Origin of the sequence: Microtetraspora sp. NBRC 13810 (genome assembly GCF_030268685.1) — a bacterium.
Taxonomy (GTDB): Bacteria; Actinomycetota; Actinomycetes; order Streptosporangiales; family Streptosporangiaceae; genus BSRQ01.
Map to the genome: position 1 here is coordinate 621,918 of NZ_BSRQ01000002.1, position 16,285 is coordinate 638,202.

Here is a 16,285-nt window from a genome sequence, read left to right on the forward strand (position 1 = left end):
CAGGCGGCCGCCCAGGCCGAAGATCGCCGGTCAGGACGTCGGGCGCAACCGCAGCCCCTGCATGCCGCCGTCCACCGCGAGCGAGGTGCCCGTGGTGGCGGAGGCGAGCGGGCTCGCGAGGTAGGCGATGGCAGCGGCCACCTCGTCGGCCGAGACCAGGCGGCCCATCGGCTGGCGCGCGTTCAGCGCGGCGCGTTCCGCCGAAGGGTCGGTCGCGGCGTCGAGCAGTCGCCCGATCCACGGGGTGTCCGCGGTGCCCGGGTTCACGCAGTTGACCCGGATGCCCTCACGGACGTGGTCGGCGGCCATCGCGAGGGTGAGCGACAGCACCGCGCCCTTGGTCGCGCTGTAGAGCGCCCGGTCGGGCAGGCCGGCGGTGGCCGCGATCGAACAGGTGTTGACGATCACGGCATGCTGGGAGGAGCGCAGGTACGGCAGGGCGGCCCTGGCCACCCGGACCATGCCGACGACGTTGACGTCGAAGACCCGGTGCCACTCCTCGTCGGAGTTGGCCTCCACCGTGCCGGCCGCGCCGATGCCGGCGTTGTTGACCACGATGTCGATGCCCCCCAGGCGCTCGGCGGCCTCGGCCACCGCCCGTCGTACCGAGGCGTCGTCGGTCACGTCGGCCTGCACGCCCACGAAGGGCTCCCCCGGCGGCTTCAGGTCGAGGCAGGCGACGTGGGCGCCGCGGTCGGCGAGCACCGTCGCCGCGGCCAGCCCGATGCCGGAGCCCCCACCGGTGACGAGGGCTTTGAGTCCGGTGAACTCGCTCATTCGCTCCTCCAGGCGGGTCCGTCGGGGAAGGTGTACTCGGCGATCGACTCCGGGCGCATGGCGGCGCCGAAGCCGGGGGCGAGCGGCGCGACGTAGGCGCCGTTCTTGATCTCCACGGGGTCGGCGAAGTGCTCGTGGAGGTGGTCGACGTACTCGATCACGCGATTGTCCATCGAGCCGCTCACCGCGACGAAGTCGAACATGGACAGATGCTGCACCAGCTCGCACAGCCCCACGCCGCCGGCGTGCGGGCAGACCGGCACGCCGAACTTCGCGGCGAGCAGCAGGATCGCGATGTTCTCGTTGACGCCGCCGACCCGGGCCGCGTCGATCTGCAGGTAGCTGAGCGAACCGGCCTGGAGCATCTGCTTGAAGATCATGCGGTTCTGCACGTGCTCACCGGTGGCGACCTTGATCGGCGCGATCGCGCTGGCGATGGCGGCGTGGCCGAGCACGTCGTCCGGGCTGGTCGGCTCCTCGACCCACCACGGGTCGAACTCGGCCAGCGCGTTGACCCAGGCGATGGCGGTGTCGACGTCCCACCGCTGGTTGGCGTCGATCGCGATCGGGAAGCCGGGGCCGCACTCCTCGCGGGCGATCCGCATCCTGCGGATGTCGTCGTCGAGGTCGGCGCCGACCTTCAGCTTGATCTGGGTGAAACCGTCGGCGATGGCCTCGGCGCACAGGCGGCGCAGCTTCTCGTCGCCGTAGCCGAGCCAGCCGGGCGAGGTCGTGTAGGCCGGGTAGCCGTGCTGCTTGAGGTGCTCGATCCGCTCCCGGCGGCCCGGCTCGGCCCTGCGCAGGATGGCCAGGGCGTCCTCGGGGGTGATCGCGTCCGACAGGTAGCGGAAGTCGACCAGGCCGACGATCTCCTCCGGCGTCATCTCGGCCAGCAGCAGCCACACCGGCTTGCCGGCACGCCGGGCCTTGAGGTCCCACAGGGCGTTGACCACGGCGGAGATCGCCATGTGCATGACGCCCTTCTCCGGGCCGAGCCAGCGCAGCTGCGAGTCGTACACGAGTTCCTTGTACCGCGCGCCCAGGTCCTCCGCGTCGCGGCCGATGATGTAGGGCTCCAGGGCCCGGATGGCGGCGGTCTGCACGTCGTTGCCACGCCCGATGGTGAAGGCGAAACCGTGCCCTTCGGCGCCGTCGTCGGTCCGCAGGATCACGTAGGCGGCGGAGTAGTCGGGGTCGGGGTTCATCGCGTCCGACCCGTCGAGCTCACGTGAGGTGGGGAAGCGGATGTCGTGTGTCTCCATCGCCACGATGCGGTAGGAGCCGCTCTCCTCCGCCTGCCCGTACGGCTGAGCGCTCATGCGCCTACCACCTCGATGAGGGCAGCGGCGGCCCCCGCCACCGGCCGGGCACTGCCGACCGATCCCACTCGCAACACCTTCACACCGTATCCTTCGATCAGACATCGGATGTCTTGTCTCGTGATGCTGATCGAGGCTCCTATGGCATGTCAAGACATCCTGGATAGCTACATCCGACCGTTATCTGGTTTATCACTACTCGGTCAAACATCGGATGAAATGTCTTGTTACAGATGGGTTTCGGTGATATCCCCTTGAGCTGAACGACTGACGTGATCGGAGCTTTCGATGCAGTCACCCCCCAGACTCCGGGCGAGCGCAGTGGCCATGGCGGCCGCTTGCCTGCTGATCGGCTTACCGCTTCAGGCGACGGCTCAGGCCGCGCCGACCACCGTGGCGAGCGCCACGGATAGACCCGATGACTTGACCCTCTGGTACGACAAACCCGCCACCGACTGGGAAACCCAGGCCCTGCCGATCGGCAACGGCGCCCTCGGCGCCATGGTCTTCGGCGGAGTCGGCAGCGAGCAGATCCAGTTCAACGAGAAGACGTTGTGGACCGGCGGCCCCGGCGCGCGCAACTACAACTTCGGCAACTGGACCGCCCCCCGGCCCGGCGCGATCGCCGACGTGCAGGCGCAGATCGACCGCGACGGCCGGATGACCCCCAACTCCGTGGCCGCGAAGCTCGGCCAGCCGAAGTCCGGCTTCGGCGCCTACCAGACCTTCGGCGACCTGTGGCTGGACACCGGCCACACCGACGCCACGAACTACCGCAGGGAGCTGAGCCTGCGCGACGCGGTGGCCCGCGTCGGCTACACCGCCGGCGGCGTCGGCTACACCCGCGAGTACTTCGCCAGCTACCCGGGCAACGTCATCGTCGGCCGCATCGCGGGCGACCAGAAGGGCAAGGTCTCCTTCTCCCTGCGCACGTCGTCGCCGCGCAACGACAAGCAGGTCACCGTCTCCGGCGGGCGTCTCACGATCAAGGGCACGCTGGCCGACAACGGGATGAAGTTCGAGGCCCAGGTCCAGGTGCTGACCGAGGGCGGCAGCCGTACCGACGGGGCCGACCGGATCACCGTGAGCGAGGCGGACAGCGCGGTCTTCGTGCTGTCGGCGGGCACCGACTACGCCGACACCTATCCGGCCTACCGCGGGACCGACCCGCACGCCGCGGTGACCGCCGCGGTGGACAAGGCCGCGGCGCAGGGCTACGACCGGGTCAAGAAGGCCCACCAGGCCGACTACAAGAAGCTGTTCGACCGGGTCAGGCTGGACCTCGGCGGCTCCACCCCGGCGATCCCGACCGACCGGCTGCGCGCGGCGTACACCGGCGGCTCCTCGGCCGACGACCGGGCGCTGGAGGCGATGTTCTTCGCCTACGGCCGCTACCTGCTGATCGCCTCCTCAAGGGACGGCTCGCTGCCGGCCAACCTGCAGGGCGTGTGGAACAACTCCACCAACCCGCCGTGGTCGGCCGACTACCACGTCAACATCAACCTGCAGATGAACTACTGGCTCGCCGAGCAGACCAACCTCGCCGAGACCACCGGGGCCTACGACGACTACGTGAAGTCGATGGTCCCCGCCGGTCAGAAGACCGCGCAGGACATGTTCGGGTCGCGCGGCTGGGTGGTGATGAACGAGACGAACCCGTTCGGCTTCACCGGCGTGCACGACTACGCGTCGTCGTTCTGGTTCCCCGAGGCCGGGGCCTGGCTGACCCAGCAGATGTACGACCACTACCGGTTCGGGCTGGACACGAAGTACCTGCGGGAGACCGCCTACCCGGTGATGAAGGGCGCGGCGGAGTTCTGGCTGGACAACCTCTACGCCGACCCGCGTGACGGCAAGCTGGTCGTCTCCCCCAGCTACTCACCGGAGCAGGGCGACTTCTCCGCGGGCGCCTCGATGTCCCAGCAGATCGTCTGGGACCTGTTCAGCAACGTGCTGGAGGCGGGCAAGGTCCTCAAGATCGACGACTCCTTCCAGGCCGAGGTGCGGGCCGCGCTCGCCAAGCTCGACCCGGGCATCAGGATCGGCTCGTGGGGCCAGCTCCAGGAGTGGAAGACCGACTGGGACGACCCGAACAACGAGCACCGGCACGTGTCCCACCTGTTCGCCCTGCACCCCGGCCGGCAGATCACCCCGGACAGCCCGGAGGGCCAGGCGGCCAAGGTCTCGCTGACCGCGCGCGGCGACGGCGGCACCGGCTGGAGCAAGGCATGGAAGATCAACTTCTGGGCGCGGCTGCTGGACGGCGACCACGCGCACAAGATGCTGAGCGAGCAGCTCAAGTCCTCCACCCTGGAGAACCTCTGGGACACCCACCCGCCGTTCCAGATCGACGGCAACTTCGGCGCCACCTCCGGCATGTCCGAGATGCTGGTGCAGAGCCAGAACGACGAGATCCACGTGCTGCCCGCGCTCCCCTCGGCGTGGCGCGAGGGCTCGGTCACCGGCCTGCGGGCCCGCGGTGACGTGACCATGGACGCGTCCTGGCAGGACGGCGCGGCCAAGGAGGTCACGCTGCACATCAGCAGGACGGGGCAGATCAAGGTCCGCTCCGACTTCGTCAAGGGCCGCTACCGGGTCTACGACGAGCAGGGCCACGAGGTCGGCCCGCACCGTTCCGGCGACACGCTGAGCTGGAACGCCAGGGCGGGCAAGTCCTACACGATCAAGAACGAGATCGCGGTCACCGTCACCCCGGCCGCCGAGGCCGCGCCCGACTCGACCTTCCCGGTCGAGGTGACCGTCTCGGCGCTCGGCCGGCGCGCCGTGCCCGCGGGCAGGGTCACGCTCGGCCTGCCGCAGGGCTGGACCGCCGAGCCCGCCACGGTGAAGCTGCCCGCCGTGCCCGCCGGCAGGACCCGGACCGCGACGTTCAGCGTCTCGGCCCCGCCGACCGACGGCACCCGCAGCGCGACGATCTCCGCCGAAGTCCGCGCCGACTCCTGGAGCGCGGCCGACTCCGCGGTGGTGTACCTGCCGCCGTGCGCCGTACCGCCCGCGGACAAGCCGGTGGTGGCCTGGGACCCGGCCGGGGGCGGCACCGTCGCCGACGCCTCGGGCAACGGCAGGAACGCCACCGTCTCCGGCGCCGCCGCCTACGACGCCACGGCGCCGACCGGCAGCGGCCTGGTCCTGGACGGCTCGAACTACCTCACCTCCGGGGACACGAAGCTCGGCTATCTCCAGGAGGCGACGTTCGCCGCCGAGGTGAAGGTGGCGGGGAGCGGCTACCGGCGGCTCTTCGACAGCCAGCCCTCGGGCAACCCGGGCAACGACGGGATCATCCTGGACCTGACCCCGGACAACCGGCTCAGGTTCATCGGCTCCGGTCAGAACATCACCACCAACGCGACCGTGCCGACCGGCCGCTATGTCGACCTGGTGGTCACGATGGACCGGACCGGCGCGGTGAACGTCTACGTGGACGGCGCCCGCGCCGGCGGCGGCACGGTGCCGACCGACGGCATCACCGGCTGCACCGCCAGGCCGCTCCGGTTCGCCGCCGACCAGGGCGGCGGCCAGCGCCTCTCCGGCGCGGTGGACCGCATGGCCGTCCTGCCGACGGCCCTGCCCGCCGCCGAGGTCGGCACCTGGCGCGACATCGCGTTCTGACCCGCCGCACGCCGCGGGCGGCACCCTCCCCCGAAGCCCGCGACCGTACGGCACCGGCCGCCCGCCCCGCACGGGGCGGGCGGCCTCCGCGTGAAAGGGGACGATACGCCGCGGGTGGTCGTGGGCCGCCCGCGCTTGCCGTACCCTTGACCAGGTATAGAACGCGTTCTAGTGAACCGGGTGCCGCCGATGAACCCCTCTGACATCGACCTGGTCGACTACGACCACTACGCCCGTGAGGGCGCGCCGCACGACCAGTTCGCGTGGCTGCGCGCGAACGCGCCGGTGTTCCGGCACAAGGGCGACGAGGAGCTGGACTGGCCCGCCTTCTGGGCGGTCACCAAGCTCGAAGACGTCGTGACCGTGTCCAGGAACAGCGATCTCTACTCCTCCAGCCGCCGGTTGTCGCTCTTCCCCGAGGTGCCGGAGGAAATGCTGGCCCTGCAGCGGATGATGATGCTCAACCAGGACCCGCCGGAGCACACCCGGCGCCGTTCCCTGGTCAACCGGGGCTTCACCCCCCGGGCCATCAACGTCCTCGAACAGCACATCCGCGACATCTGCGACCAGTTGTTCGACGAGGCCGAGGAGCGGAGCGAGATCGACTTCGTCCGCGACATCGCCGCCCCGCTGCCGCTCTACGTGATCTGCGAGCTGCTCGGCGCGCCGGTCGAGGACCGGGACAAGATCTTCAGCTGGTCCAACCAGATGATCGGCGCCGACGACCCCGACTACGCGCCCGCGCCCGACGAGGCCGGCCAGGCGGCCATGCAGGTCTACGCCTACGCCAACCAGCTCGCCGCCGAGCGCAGGGAGAACCCGCGCGACGACATCGTCACCAAGCTCCTCCAGCCGGGCGACGGCGGCGAGGTGCTGTCCCAGGACGAGTTCGACCTGTTCGTGCTGCTGCTCGTGGTGGCCGGCAACGAGACCACCCGCAACGCCGCGTCCGGTGGCATGCTCGCCCTCTTCGAGCACCCCGAGCAGTGGGACCGGCTGGTCGCCGACCCGTCGCTGGCCCGCACCGCGGCCGACGAGATCGTCCGCTGGGTCTCCCCGGTCAACCTGTTCCGGCGTACGGCCACGGCCGACACGGTGCTCGGCGACCAGAAGATCGGCGAGGGCGACAAGGTCGTGGTGTTCTACACCTCGGCCAACCGGGACGAGTCCGTCTTCGCCGCGCCGACCACCTTCGACATCGGCCGCGACCCGAACCCGCACATCGGCTTCGGCGGCGGCGGCGCGCACTTCTGCCTCGGCAACCACCTCGCCAAGATGGAGCTGCGCGTCCTGTTCGAGACGCTGGCCCGCCGTTACCCGAAGCTGCACCAGACCGGCGAGGCCCGCCGCCTGCGCTCGTACTTCATCAACGGCATCAAGGACCTCCCGGTCGCCCTCGGCTGACAGGCCCGCCGACCTCGGCCCCGCCGGCGCGTTCTAACCGGCGGGGCTCACGTCCTTGCCCGCACCCTCGGCCGCGACCGCGGCCGTGACGTCGGCCGTGACGTCGGCCGCTGCCTCGGCTGTGGCCTTCCCCGCGGCCTTCCCCGTGGCCTTCTCCGTGGCCGGCGTGGGCCGGCCCCACGTGCCGCGGACGGTGATCGCGCCCGGCTCGACGTCGTGCCCGGCCGCGCAGCTCAGCCGTACCGCGATCGGCTCCTCGCAGCCGGTGTGCCGGAAGTCCAGCGGCGGGCCGCCCCTGCGGGGCAGGTGGCGGTCGCCCCACTGGATGAACGCCATGAGCACCAGCTGCAGCTCGCCCCCCGCCTCGGTCAGGACGTACTCGTGCCGGGTGCGCTCGCCGGGGTTCTTGTACGCCCGGCGGGCGAGCAGGCCCGCGGTGACCAGCTCGCGCAGCCGTGCCGCGGCGACCGCCTCGGTGATGCCGACCCTGCGCACGAAGTCCTCGAACCGCGTGGTGCCGTAGTGCGCCTCCCGCATCAGCAGCATGGCCGAGCGGGTGCCGACGATCTTCAGTGCGCCGTCGATGGAGCAGTCCCGGGCCTCCCAGCGGTCCCGGTCGGCCGCCGCTCCGGCGAGTTTCATGTGCGCCGTGTCCATGAGGCCACGCTACCCCTGACTTTGCCCTGCCACAGCCAGTGGCAAGACCTGAATTGACTCAACCATAGTCAGGTGCGAACCTGCTGGCCATGGAATCCCATAGCCAGCAGGCGGCCACGGTCGCCGTCCCGAGCCCGCCCGCGGCACCGCCGCACCGGCCCGCCCTGATCCTGACGGTACTGTCCGCGGCGGCGTTCATGGCCGGCCTGGACGTGTTCATCGTGAACGTCGCCTTCACCGGTATCGGCCGGGACTTCTCCGGCGTCTCGCTACCGGACCTCAGCTGGATCCTCAACGCGTACACGATCGTCTACGCCGCGCTGCTCGTCCCGCTCGGCCGGCTCGCCGACCGCTACGGCCGCAAGGCCGGGTTCATGGCCGGGCTCGCGCTGTTCACACTGGCCAGCGCGGCGTGCGCGGCGAGTTCCGGCCTGTGGGCCCTGGTGGCCTTCCGGGTGCTCCAGGCCGTGGGCGCCGCGATGCTGACCCCGGCCAGCCTCGGCCTGCTCGTCGCGGCCAACCCGCCGGAGCGCCGGGCGCGCGCGGTGCGCATCTGGGCCGCCTCCGGCGCGCTCGCCTCCGCACTGGGACCGGTGCTCGGCGGCCTGCTGGTGGAGGCGTCGTGGCAGTGGGTATTCCTGGTGAACATCCCGGTGGGCGTGGTCGCGCTCGTCGCCGCCGCCCGCCTGGTGCCGGACTCCCGGGACACCGCCGCCGGTCGGATCCCGGACGTGCTCGGCGCGATCGTGCTCGCGCTGGCGATCGGCGCGCTGACCCTGGCGCTCGTCCAGGGCCCGGACCGGGGGTGGGCGTCGGCGGGCATCCTCACCGCCTTCGCCGTCGTCGTGCTCGCCGCGGCGGTGTTCGGGTACCGGATGACCCGCCATCCGGCGCCGATCGTGGAGCCCGCGCTGCTGCGGGTGCGGGCGTTCGCCTGGTCCAACGTGACCTCGGTGCTGTTCAGCGTGGCCTTCGCGGCGAACCTGCTCGGCGTGATCCAGTGGATGCAGCAGGTGTGGCACTACAGCCCGCTGCAGACCGGGCTCGCGGTGGCGCCCGGCCCGCTGATGGTGCCCGTCGTCTCGGCGCTGGCCCATCGCTTCGGGCGCCGGGTGCCGGTCGGCGTACAGGCCGGGGCGGGCTGCCTGCTCTTCGCGCTGGGCTCCGTCGTGCTGCTGCTCAGCGTCGGCACGACCCCGCACTACGCCACCGACCTGCTGCCCGGGTGGCTGATCGGCGGTGCCGGGGTCGGGCTGGCGCTGCCCACCATCCTGTCCGCCGCCACCGCCGACCTGCCGCCCGCGCGGGCGGCGACCGGCAGCGCCGTGGTCAACATGAGCCGTCAGATCGGCACCAGCCTGGGCGTGGCGCTCCTGGTGGCCGTGCTCGCCGGCACCGCCGCCTCCGGCGACGTCCTCTCCTCGTACGTGCACGCCTGGTGGGCGACCGCAGGCGTCGGTCTCCTCGCCGCCGTCACCGCCCTGGGCATGACCCCGCCCCGCCGCCCGGCCCACAGCTCCTGACCCCCGCCCCGCCGCCCGGCCCACGGCTCGCTGCCCCCCGCCCCGCCGCCCGGCCTCCGGCTCCTGCCCCCGCCCCGGGCGTCAGCGCGTCCCGGCCACGACGGCCACCAGGTGCGCCGACTCGCGGTGCCGCACCACGGTGGCGGTCCAGCCGAGCGCCTCGAACGCCGGAGGCACCCTGCCCGCGATCTCCTCGGCCCGCTCGGCCCCGGGCGCCTCGTAGAACAGGTGCACGCTTCCGCCGGGGGCCAGCCAGCGGCCGAGGAGCCCGATCTCCCGGGCCGGGGAGGCCGTCCAGAAAAGGTTGACGTTGACCGCGAAGATCCTGTCGAAGGAGTCGTCGCCGAAGGCCCCGTCCACCAGGCTCGCGGTACGCAGGACCGCCTTTCCGGCGGCGATGTGCTCGGCGTTGCGGCGCCTCGCGGCGTCGATCGCCTTCTCGGAGCGATCGATGGCCGTGATCGTGCCTCCGGCCAGGCGTGCGCACACCAGTCCGACCGCGACGCCCGGACCGCAGCCGATCTCCAGCACCCGATCGGCGGGACGCACGCCGATCGTCTCCACCGCCCAGCTCAGCCGCTCAGGTAACACCATGCCCGGAAAATAGCAGGCATTCGCCGGCGAAGAAGGCCGTCCCGTTTGTCAGGCAACCCCGAATTCATCCCGTCGGACGCCCCAGGTGAAGGCCCGCCACTGATCGAGGGACAACAGCAGAACCGCCTCGGCGGGATCTTTACTGTCGCGGACGGCGATCACATCCGGCGGAATGGTGGCCACCTCGACGCACTCCCCGCCCGTGCCGCCACTGGCCCGCGCCTTGCGCCAGACCGCTCCCGTGAGATTCACTTCGTCCATTGCTCTGCCGCCCTCTCGATGAGGCGCAACGAGTCGTGCTGCGATAAAGCGTCGTTTCGTATGGTGTCACAGCGCAGCGACAAACGCGTGATCATACCCGGATCGGTGGTGACCACCCCGTCCCCGGCCGACTGGACCGTGGCGATCTCGAAGTCGTCGTCCGGCACCCGGGCCAGGGCGAAGGCGCTCAGCAGGCCGGGGGCGCAACCGGCAGAGACGGGCACGACCTGCAGGGTCACGCTCGGATGCTCGGCCATATTCAGCAAATGGCGGAGTTGGTCGCGGAGCACGTGTTCGCCGCCGATCGGGCGGTTGAGCACGCTCTCCTCCATCATGATCCAGACACGTGGCGGCTCTTTCCTGTCGAGGATGGCACGGCGGGCCATCCTGATCGCGACGCGCTCCTCGACCTCACCCGCCGAGACGGTCGGCTCCTGGCTGAATATCGCGCGAGCGTAGTCCTCCGTCTGCAGAAAGCCGGGAATCAGCAGCGGATCCCAGAAGCGCAGCAGGGACGCCCTGGGCTCGACCTCAAGCCAGCGCAGGAACCAGCCGATAGTCCCGAGATCGCGCACCATCCGCTTGTACAGGCCGATGAAATGCCCCTGCTCGGTCAGGTCGAAGACGGTGTCGAGCCCCTCGGCGATCTCACGCTGTGGCGGCTTTCCACCGCGCTCGATATGCGAGATCAGGGTACGGTGAACCTGAAGCCGCTTTCCGAGCATGCTCTGGGAGAGCCCTCTTTCCCTTCTCAGCCGCACCATTTCCGCGGAGAAGAGCGCACGAGCGGACTTACCCGAACCAAGATCGCGTTCCATGCCGCCTCCCATATGGATGTGACCCGCCTGCGGTCCCGCCGGACTCGGCCATAACAAAGTGACCAAAAGAGATCACTAAATGTCACCACTGGCCGCTCCGGTACCGTCCTCCCCGACATGCTCGCATGCGCCCTGGTCAGACATCTACTCCTGCGACAACTTCGGTAACATGACACAGTAATACAGGAGTTTGCCCCAAAATGCCGGGCATAATGCGCACAACCTGTTCGGAGCTGCGGCAAACACCGAATAGCACCGACCGAAACAACGGCCTCCGACCGCGAGTCAGGAGAGCGGATAACCCTAGGCGGGCCGGGGCGGGCCGGCGAGTCCGTGCAGGAGGAGATCGGTGACGGTGTCGAGGATCTCGTCCGGGCCGGCGTCGGGCCCATGCTCACCGGCGGTCAGGACGGTGTAGCCGAGCATGGAGATCATGGCGCCGATCGCGGCCGCGACGACGGCAGGGTCGCCGGGCAGCTCGTGCCCGCGCTCCCGCAGGTACTGGAGGTGGTCGCGGAGGACGTCGGTCTCCTCGGCGAGCTGCCGCCAGGCCCGCCCGGACCCCGGATCGGCGGCCATGGACGACTGGAACAGCGCCACCATCACCGGCAGGTGGTCGCGGAACACGTGCCAGGAGACCGCGAGGTGCTCGCGGAGCTGGGCGCGGTCGGTGAGGTCGTGCTCGCGCGGATGGCCGCCCGCGGCGATCTCGGCGTCGGCCTGCGCCTGCATGTCGCCCAGCAGCGCCGCCAGCAGATCCTCCTTGCTGCTGAAGTGGTCGTAGAAGGAGCCGGTGGCGCGACCGGCGGCGGCCGTGATGTCGCCGATCTTCGTGTTCAGGTAGCCGCGCTCGACGAACACCCGCCTGGCCGCCTCCTTGAGCGCGGCCTGGGTCTCGGCCGCCCTCTCCTTACGGACCCCCATGGAACCTCCCTTGACGACCTCTCGCAGCGGACATCATACTGAGCCCATATTCGCCGAATCTAGATTCACCGAAAGTGGGTTCACCTATGCGGGTCATCATCGCCGGCGGCGGGGTGGCGGGTTCCACCGCCGCGATCGCGCTGCGCCGGATCGGCGCCGACGTCACCGTCTACGAGGCACACGAGTCCCCCGCCGGCCCGGTCGGCTCCTTCCTGAGCGTCCGGCAACGGGCTGCGCGCCCTGGACCGGCTCGGCTGCATGGAGCAGGTCCGGCGGGCCGGCTTCGCGGTCCCCCGGCAGCGGATGTGGAGCGGCTCAGGCAAGCTCCTCGGCGACGTGCCGAGGGGCCGCCTGCCCGGCGACCCCCTGCGCTCCGTCACCCTCATGCGCGGCCGGCTCGTCGAGACGCTCCGCGAGGAGGCGCTACGCTCCGGCGCCCACTTCGTCACCGGGGAGCGCCTGGTGAACGCGGTCTCCGGCCCCAGCGGGGTGCGCGTGAAGTTCGGCGACAGCCGTGCAGCGGAGGCGGACCTGCCGGGAGTCGGCGGCAGCCGTACGGCGGGGGCGGACCTGCCGGGAGTCGGCGACGGCCGTACGGTGGAGGCGGATCTGCTGGTCGGCGCGGACGGCATCTGGTCGGCGACCCGGGCCGCGCTCGACCCGGCCGCGCCCACTCCCGTCTACGCCGGGCTGTGCCACTTCACCGGCGTCTCAGCGGGGCTCGACCTGGAACCGGGCGTCTTCAACCTGGTCTTCGCCCGCAACGGCGCCTTCCTCTACGTGCCCGTGCCGGACGGCACCGTCTGGTGGTCGGCCCAGGTGGCCCTGCGCGAGCAGCCCGACCTCGCCACGGTCACCCTCGACAGGCTCGCCGAGCTGTACCGCCAGGAGAAGACGCCCTCGGACATCCTCGCCGCGGCCACCCGGCTGCACCGCGCGACGCCGGGACACGTGCTGGACGAGGTGCCGGTCTGGCACGACGACCGGATCGTGCTCATCGGGGACGCGGCGCACCCGGTCGGCGCCGGCCAGGGCGCCTCCATGGCCGTCGAGGACGCGCTCGTGCTGGCCGGGGAGCTGCGCAGGGCGCCGTCCATCCCGGAGGCGCTGGCCGGGTACGACCGGCTGCGCCGCCCCCGCGCGGCCAGGATGGCCAAGATGGCCGAGGACAACCGCGGCGGCAAGACCGCGGGGCCGGTACGCCGGCGGCTGAACGACCTGGTGATGCCCTTCTTCATCCGCCACTTCCACGAGAGGGCCACCGCCTGGCTCTACACCTACGACACCGGCTTCGACACCGGCTTCGACACCGGCTTCGACACCGGCTTCGACACCGGCTTCGAGGCGGCCCGGGCGTCCTGCCGGGTCCCGGCCGGCGCCTCAGCCGAGCCGGGGCTCCTCGTGCGGGAGCCCCTTGAGCTCGTGGAACCCCCGGACGCCGGCCACCAGCAGCGTCCCGTCCCAGAGCCGCCCGGCCTCCTCCCCGGTGGGAATCCGGGAGATGACAGGGCCGAAGAACACGACGCGTTCCGCGCCGGCGCCGGTGACCGCGATCACCGGGGTGCCGACGTGGTCGCCGATGAGCCCGATGCCCTCGGCGTGCGAGGCGCGCACCTCGTCGTCGTACTCCGCCGACATCCCGGCCTCGGCCAGCTCGACCGGCAGCCCCGCGGCGGCCAGCGCGGTGTGCAGGTCGCCGAGCCAGTCCCCGTCGCGGCCGGCGGTCCACAGCGCGGTGTAGAACCGGCCGAGCGCCTGCCCGCCGTACCGCCGCCGCACCGCCGCACAGATGCGCACCGGCACCCACAGGTAGCCCTCGGGGTCGCCCTCCGGGTCGTCGTCGCGGCCCTCGTTGAGCACCGACAGGCTCATCAGGTTCCAGCGCACCTCGACCGGCCGGACCTTCGCCACCTCCAGCATCCACCGCGAGGTGATCCACGTGTACGGGCAGGACGGGTCGAACCAGAAGTCCGCGATCAGCTTGTCCACCGGGGTCACTCCACCTTCGCCGGGATCTACCGAGCAGTCTGCCCGACAGATCGGAACCCGGCGCAGCACCCGCCGGCGCCGCCACCCCGCTACCGGCCGCCGCCGACCCGTCCCGCCCGACGACGGGAACTTCACCGAGGCCCCCGGCCCGCACCACGGCGAGCCCCTGCAGAAGCGCATGCCGTCCGGCGGGAGAAACTCGCCGGCACCCGCGAAGAAGGTCGCCGAGAACCCTCCGACTCCAGAAGGATCTCGCGAAAGCCATGAAGAAGACCGGCCAGGACGCGGCTGCCGTGGGGACAGAAAGCAGTCGAAGCTGTTGCGGAACAGACAACAAGCGGTGAGCGACAAGGTCCGTCGAACAGAGAAGTGGTCGCGCAAGAACCACCCCTGACATCCACCACCTAAGACAGCCAGAATTCACCACCTCCGCCAGCCGGACCGTCGCCACCTCAGACAGCCAGACCCTCACCACTTCTGCCAGCCAGACCCTCACCACCTCCGCCAGCCGGAGCTTCGCCATCTCAGATAGTTGGACCTTCGCACCTTCGCCAGCCGCCTACAGCGGCCACCCGAGGCAGTTCGCCTGGCGAATCAGGACATGATGCGGTTCACGGCTTCCATGATGCTCGGCACCCCGTGACTGCCATGTCCCGGTGGAGCAGGCCGCCCGGCGGCTGCGCGACCGCATCGCCGAAGGCCACCGGCTCGTCGGCGGCACCGACCGGCCCTTATCCAATCGTTGTACGCAACCCGGTCCGTGACGGTCAGACTCAGGACATGACCGAGCTGGCACATGTCTGGATCTGTACCGCGCTCACCGAGTTGATCCGCGCCGACCGGATCGTCTCGCTCTACGTCTCGGATGGCTTGGCCAAGGGAGACCGCCCCGACCCGGGCAGTTCCGGGGACTTCGTGCTGTATGCCCGCCTCACCGACGGCCGCGAACCGGTGCGCATCGGCGCCTTCGGCGAGCCGACCCGCCCCGGCGAGATCCTCGCCGGCCTGACCGAACTCCTCGCCGACGTCGTCCGCCACCGCGCCGACCCAGTCGTCTACATCGACCTGGACAACCCGCCCCCCGACGAGCAACGCCCCGCCCGCTGGCAAGCGGACAAACTCATGCCCCCCGGCTGGGTGTAACCCCCCATCCCCCACCAAGCCACCCCCTCCCACCACACACCCCAAACTAAACGAGCCAGGGGTGATGGGCAGGGCAGGGCAGATGAGGGCACAGCGGGGCAGGTCAACGCAGCGCAGGGCAGCGCAGGGCAGGGCAGAGCTAGGGACAGGTCAGGGCAGGGCAGGTCAGGGCCAGGAGGAGTCCTGGTCGGGGTCGCCGCCTTCGGTGAGGAGGCGGAGGTCGGCTTCTACCATCATGGTGACCAGGTCTTCGAAGGAGACGGACGGCTCCCAGCCGAGCTGGGTGCGGGCCTTCTTGGGGTCGGCGCAGAGGAGGTCGACCTCGGCGGGGCGGTGCAGGGACTGGTCGACGACGACGTGGCGTTCCCAGTCCAGGCCGGCGGCGGCGAAGGCGGCCTCGACGAGTTCGCGGACCGAGTGGGTGCGGCCGGTGCCGATGACGTAGTCCTCGGGGGTGGTCGCGCGGAGCATGAGATGCATGGCGCGGGCGTAGTCGCCGGCGTAGCCCCAGTCGCGGCGCGCCTCCAGGTTGCCGAGCCGCAGCTCGCCGGCGAGGCCGAGCTTGATCCTGGCGGCGCCGAGGGTGACCTTGCGGGTGACGAACTCCGCTCCCCGGCGCGGCGACTCGTGGTTGAACAGGATGCCGGAGACGGCGTACATGCCGTACGACTCGCGGTAGTTCTGGGTGAGGAAGTGGCCGTACGCCTTGGCGACGCCGTACGGGGAGCGAGGGTGGAAGGGGGTGCGCTCGGTCTGCGGGGTCTCCCTGACCTGGCCGAACATCTCGGAGGAGGACGCCTGGTAGAAGCGGATCTGCCCGGCGCCGCCGACCGTACGGGAGGCCGAGATGCCGGAGCACACCCGGATCGCCTCCAGCATGCGCAGCACGCCCATGCCAGTGACCTCGGCGGTCAGCTCGGCCTGCTCCCAGGACATCGGGACGAACGAGATGGCGCCCAGGTTGTACACCTCGTCGGGGCGCACGCGTTCCACGGCGGAGATCAGCGACCCCTGGTCGAGCAGGTCGCCGCGGACGAGCTGGACGTCCTGGAGCAGCCTGCGCACACGTGACACACGCGGGTTGGCCTGCCCGCGGACCAGCCCCCACACCTCGTATCCCTGCGCGAGCAGGTGCTCGGCGAGGTAGGAGCCGTCCTGGCCCGTGATACCGGTGATCAGAGCGCGACTGGCCAACGGATCCTCCAACACTCGTCACACGGCCTGTTGAGAGGCGAATGTACCCTCA

Annotated in this window: 13 protein-coding genes and 2 pseudogenes; 6 read left to right on the plus strand and 9 right to left on the minus strand. The window is 70.8% G+C overall.

Annotated features, from left to right (window positions below; all coding sequences use genetic code 11):
* Positions 1-30 precede the first annotated feature (30 nt).
* Together QSK26_RS06585 and QSK26_RS06590 are read right to left on the minus strand one after the other, a co-directional pair.
* Positions 31-777, minus strand: coding sequence for an SDR family NAD(P)-dependent oxidoreductase (locus QSK26_RS06585; RefSeq protein WP_285774061.1), 747 nt, complete (start codon positions 775-777; stop codon positions 31-33).
* Positions 774-2,096 carry an L-fuconate dehydratase gene (locus tag QSK26_RS06590; RefSeq protein WP_285774062.1) on the minus strand — a complete coding sequence of 441 codons (1,323 nt, stop codon included), beginning with the start codon at positions 2,094-2,096 and terminating at the stop codon, positions 774-776. Before QSK26_RS06590 ends, QSK26_RS06585 begins: the two co-directional genes overlap by 4 nt.
* Positions 2,097-2,519: 423 nt before the next feature.
* Between QSK26_RS06590 and QSK26_RS06595 the strand changes: the two genes are divergently transcribed.
* Both QSK26_RS06595 and QSK26_RS06600 read left to right on the plus strand, forming a co-directional pair.
* Complete coding sequence (locus QSK26_RS06595) at positions 2,520-5,726, plus strand: glycosyl hydrolase family 95 catalytic domain-containing protein (protein WP_285774063.1); 3,207 nt, start codon at positions 2,520-2,522, stop codon at positions 5,724-5,726.
* 189 nt (positions 5,727-5,915) lie between these two features.
* Entirely contained in the window at positions 5,916-7,130 is a 1,215-nt protein-coding gene (locus QSK26_RS06600; RefSeq protein WP_285774064.1) for a cytochrome P450, read from the plus strand.
* 33 nt (positions 7,131-7,163) lie between these two features.
* Here QSK26_RS06600 and QSK26_RS06605 read toward each other — a convergent pair whose 3' ends face one another.
* The gene (locus QSK26_RS06605; RefSeq protein WP_285774065.1) at positions 7,164-7,787 is read right to left on the minus strand and encodes a winged helix-turn-helix transcriptional regulator; all 624 of its coding nucleotides are present in this window, start codon (positions 7,785-7,787) and stop codon (positions 7,164-7,166) included.
* Positions 7,788-7,876: 89 nt separating this feature from the next.
* Between QSK26_RS06605 and QSK26_RS06610 the strand changes: the two genes are divergently transcribed.
* Positions 7,877-9,310 (plus strand): MFS transporter, encoded by a 1,434-nt coding sequence (locus QSK26_RS06610; RefSeq protein ID WP_285774066.1) that lies wholly within the window; start codon positions 7,877-7,879, stop codon positions 9,308-9,310.
* An 81-nt stretch (positions 9,311-9,391) separates the two neighbouring features.
* Here QSK26_RS06610 and QSK26_RS06615 read toward each other — a convergent pair whose 3' ends face one another.
* The 4 genes from QSK26_RS06615 to QSK26_RS06630 form a co-directional block, all read right to left on the minus strand.
* Positions 9,392-9,904 carry an SAM-dependent methyltransferase gene (locus tag QSK26_RS06615; RefSeq protein ID WP_285774067.1) on the minus strand — a complete coding sequence of 171 codons (513 nt, stop codon included), beginning with the start codon at positions 9,902-9,904 and terminating at the stop codon, positions 9,392-9,394.
* 48 nt (positions 9,905-9,952) lie between these two features.
* Positions 9,953-10,165 carry a DUF397 domain-containing protein gene (locus QSK26_RS06620; RefSeq protein WP_285774068.1) on the minus strand — a complete coding sequence of 71 codons (213 nt, stop codon included), beginning with the start codon at positions 10,163-10,165 and terminating at the stop codon, positions 9,953-9,955.
* Positions 10,153-10,983 (minus strand): helix-turn-helix domain-containing protein, encoded by an 831-nt coding sequence (locus QSK26_RS06625; protein ID WP_285774069.1) that lies wholly within the window; start codon positions 10,981-10,983, stop codon positions 10,153-10,155. The genes QSK26_RS06620 and QSK26_RS06625 overlap by 13 nt, the downstream gene beginning before the upstream one ends.
* A gap of 303 nt (positions 10,984-11,286) precedes the next feature.
* Positions 11,287-11,907 carry a TetR/AcrR family transcriptional regulator gene (locus tag QSK26_RS06630; RefSeq protein WP_285774070.1) on the minus strand — a complete coding sequence of 207 codons (621 nt, stop codon included), beginning with the start codon at positions 11,905-11,907 and terminating at the stop codon, positions 11,287-11,289.
* A gap of 86 nt (positions 11,908-11,993) precedes the next feature.
* Here QSK26_RS06630 and QSK26_RS41715 point away from each other — a divergent pair.
* Positions 11,994-12,119: pseudogene (locus tag QSK26_RS41715) on the plus strand (FAD-dependent oxidoreductase); the annotation flags it as partial.
* Between the two features lie 172 nt (positions 12,120-12,291).
* A pseudogene (locus QSK26_RS06635) lies at positions 12,292-13,005 on the plus strand (FAD-dependent monooxygenase); the annotation flags it as partial.
* A gap of 282 nt (positions 13,006-13,287) precedes the next feature.
* On the opposite strand, the gene QSK26_RS06640 reads toward QSK26_RS06635, so the two are convergent.
* Positions 13,288-13,896: a mycothiol-dependent nitroreductase Rv2466c family protein gene (locus QSK26_RS06640; protein ID WP_285774194.1), complete on the minus strand. Its 609-nt coding sequence runs from the start codon at positions 13,894-13,896 to the stop codon at positions 13,288-13,290.
* A 780-nt stretch (positions 13,897-14,676) separates the two neighbouring features.
* Between QSK26_RS06640 and QSK26_RS06645 the strand changes: the two genes are divergently transcribed.
* On the plus strand, positions 14,677-15,039 hold the full coding sequence (locus QSK26_RS06645) for a hypothetical protein (protein WP_285774071.1): 363 nt from the start codon (positions 14,677-14,679) through the stop codon (positions 15,037-15,039).
* A 165-nt stretch (positions 15,040-15,204) separates the two neighbouring features.
* On the opposite strand, the gene QSK26_RS06650 is transcribed toward QSK26_RS06645, so the two are convergent.
* Positions 15,205-16,233: a GDP-mannose 4,6-dehydratase gene (locus QSK26_RS06650; RefSeq protein ID WP_285774072.1), complete on the minus strand. Its 1,029-nt coding sequence runs from the start codon at positions 16,231-16,233 to the stop codon at positions 15,205-15,207.
* Between the last annotated feature and the right edge of the window lie 52 nt (positions 16,234-16,285).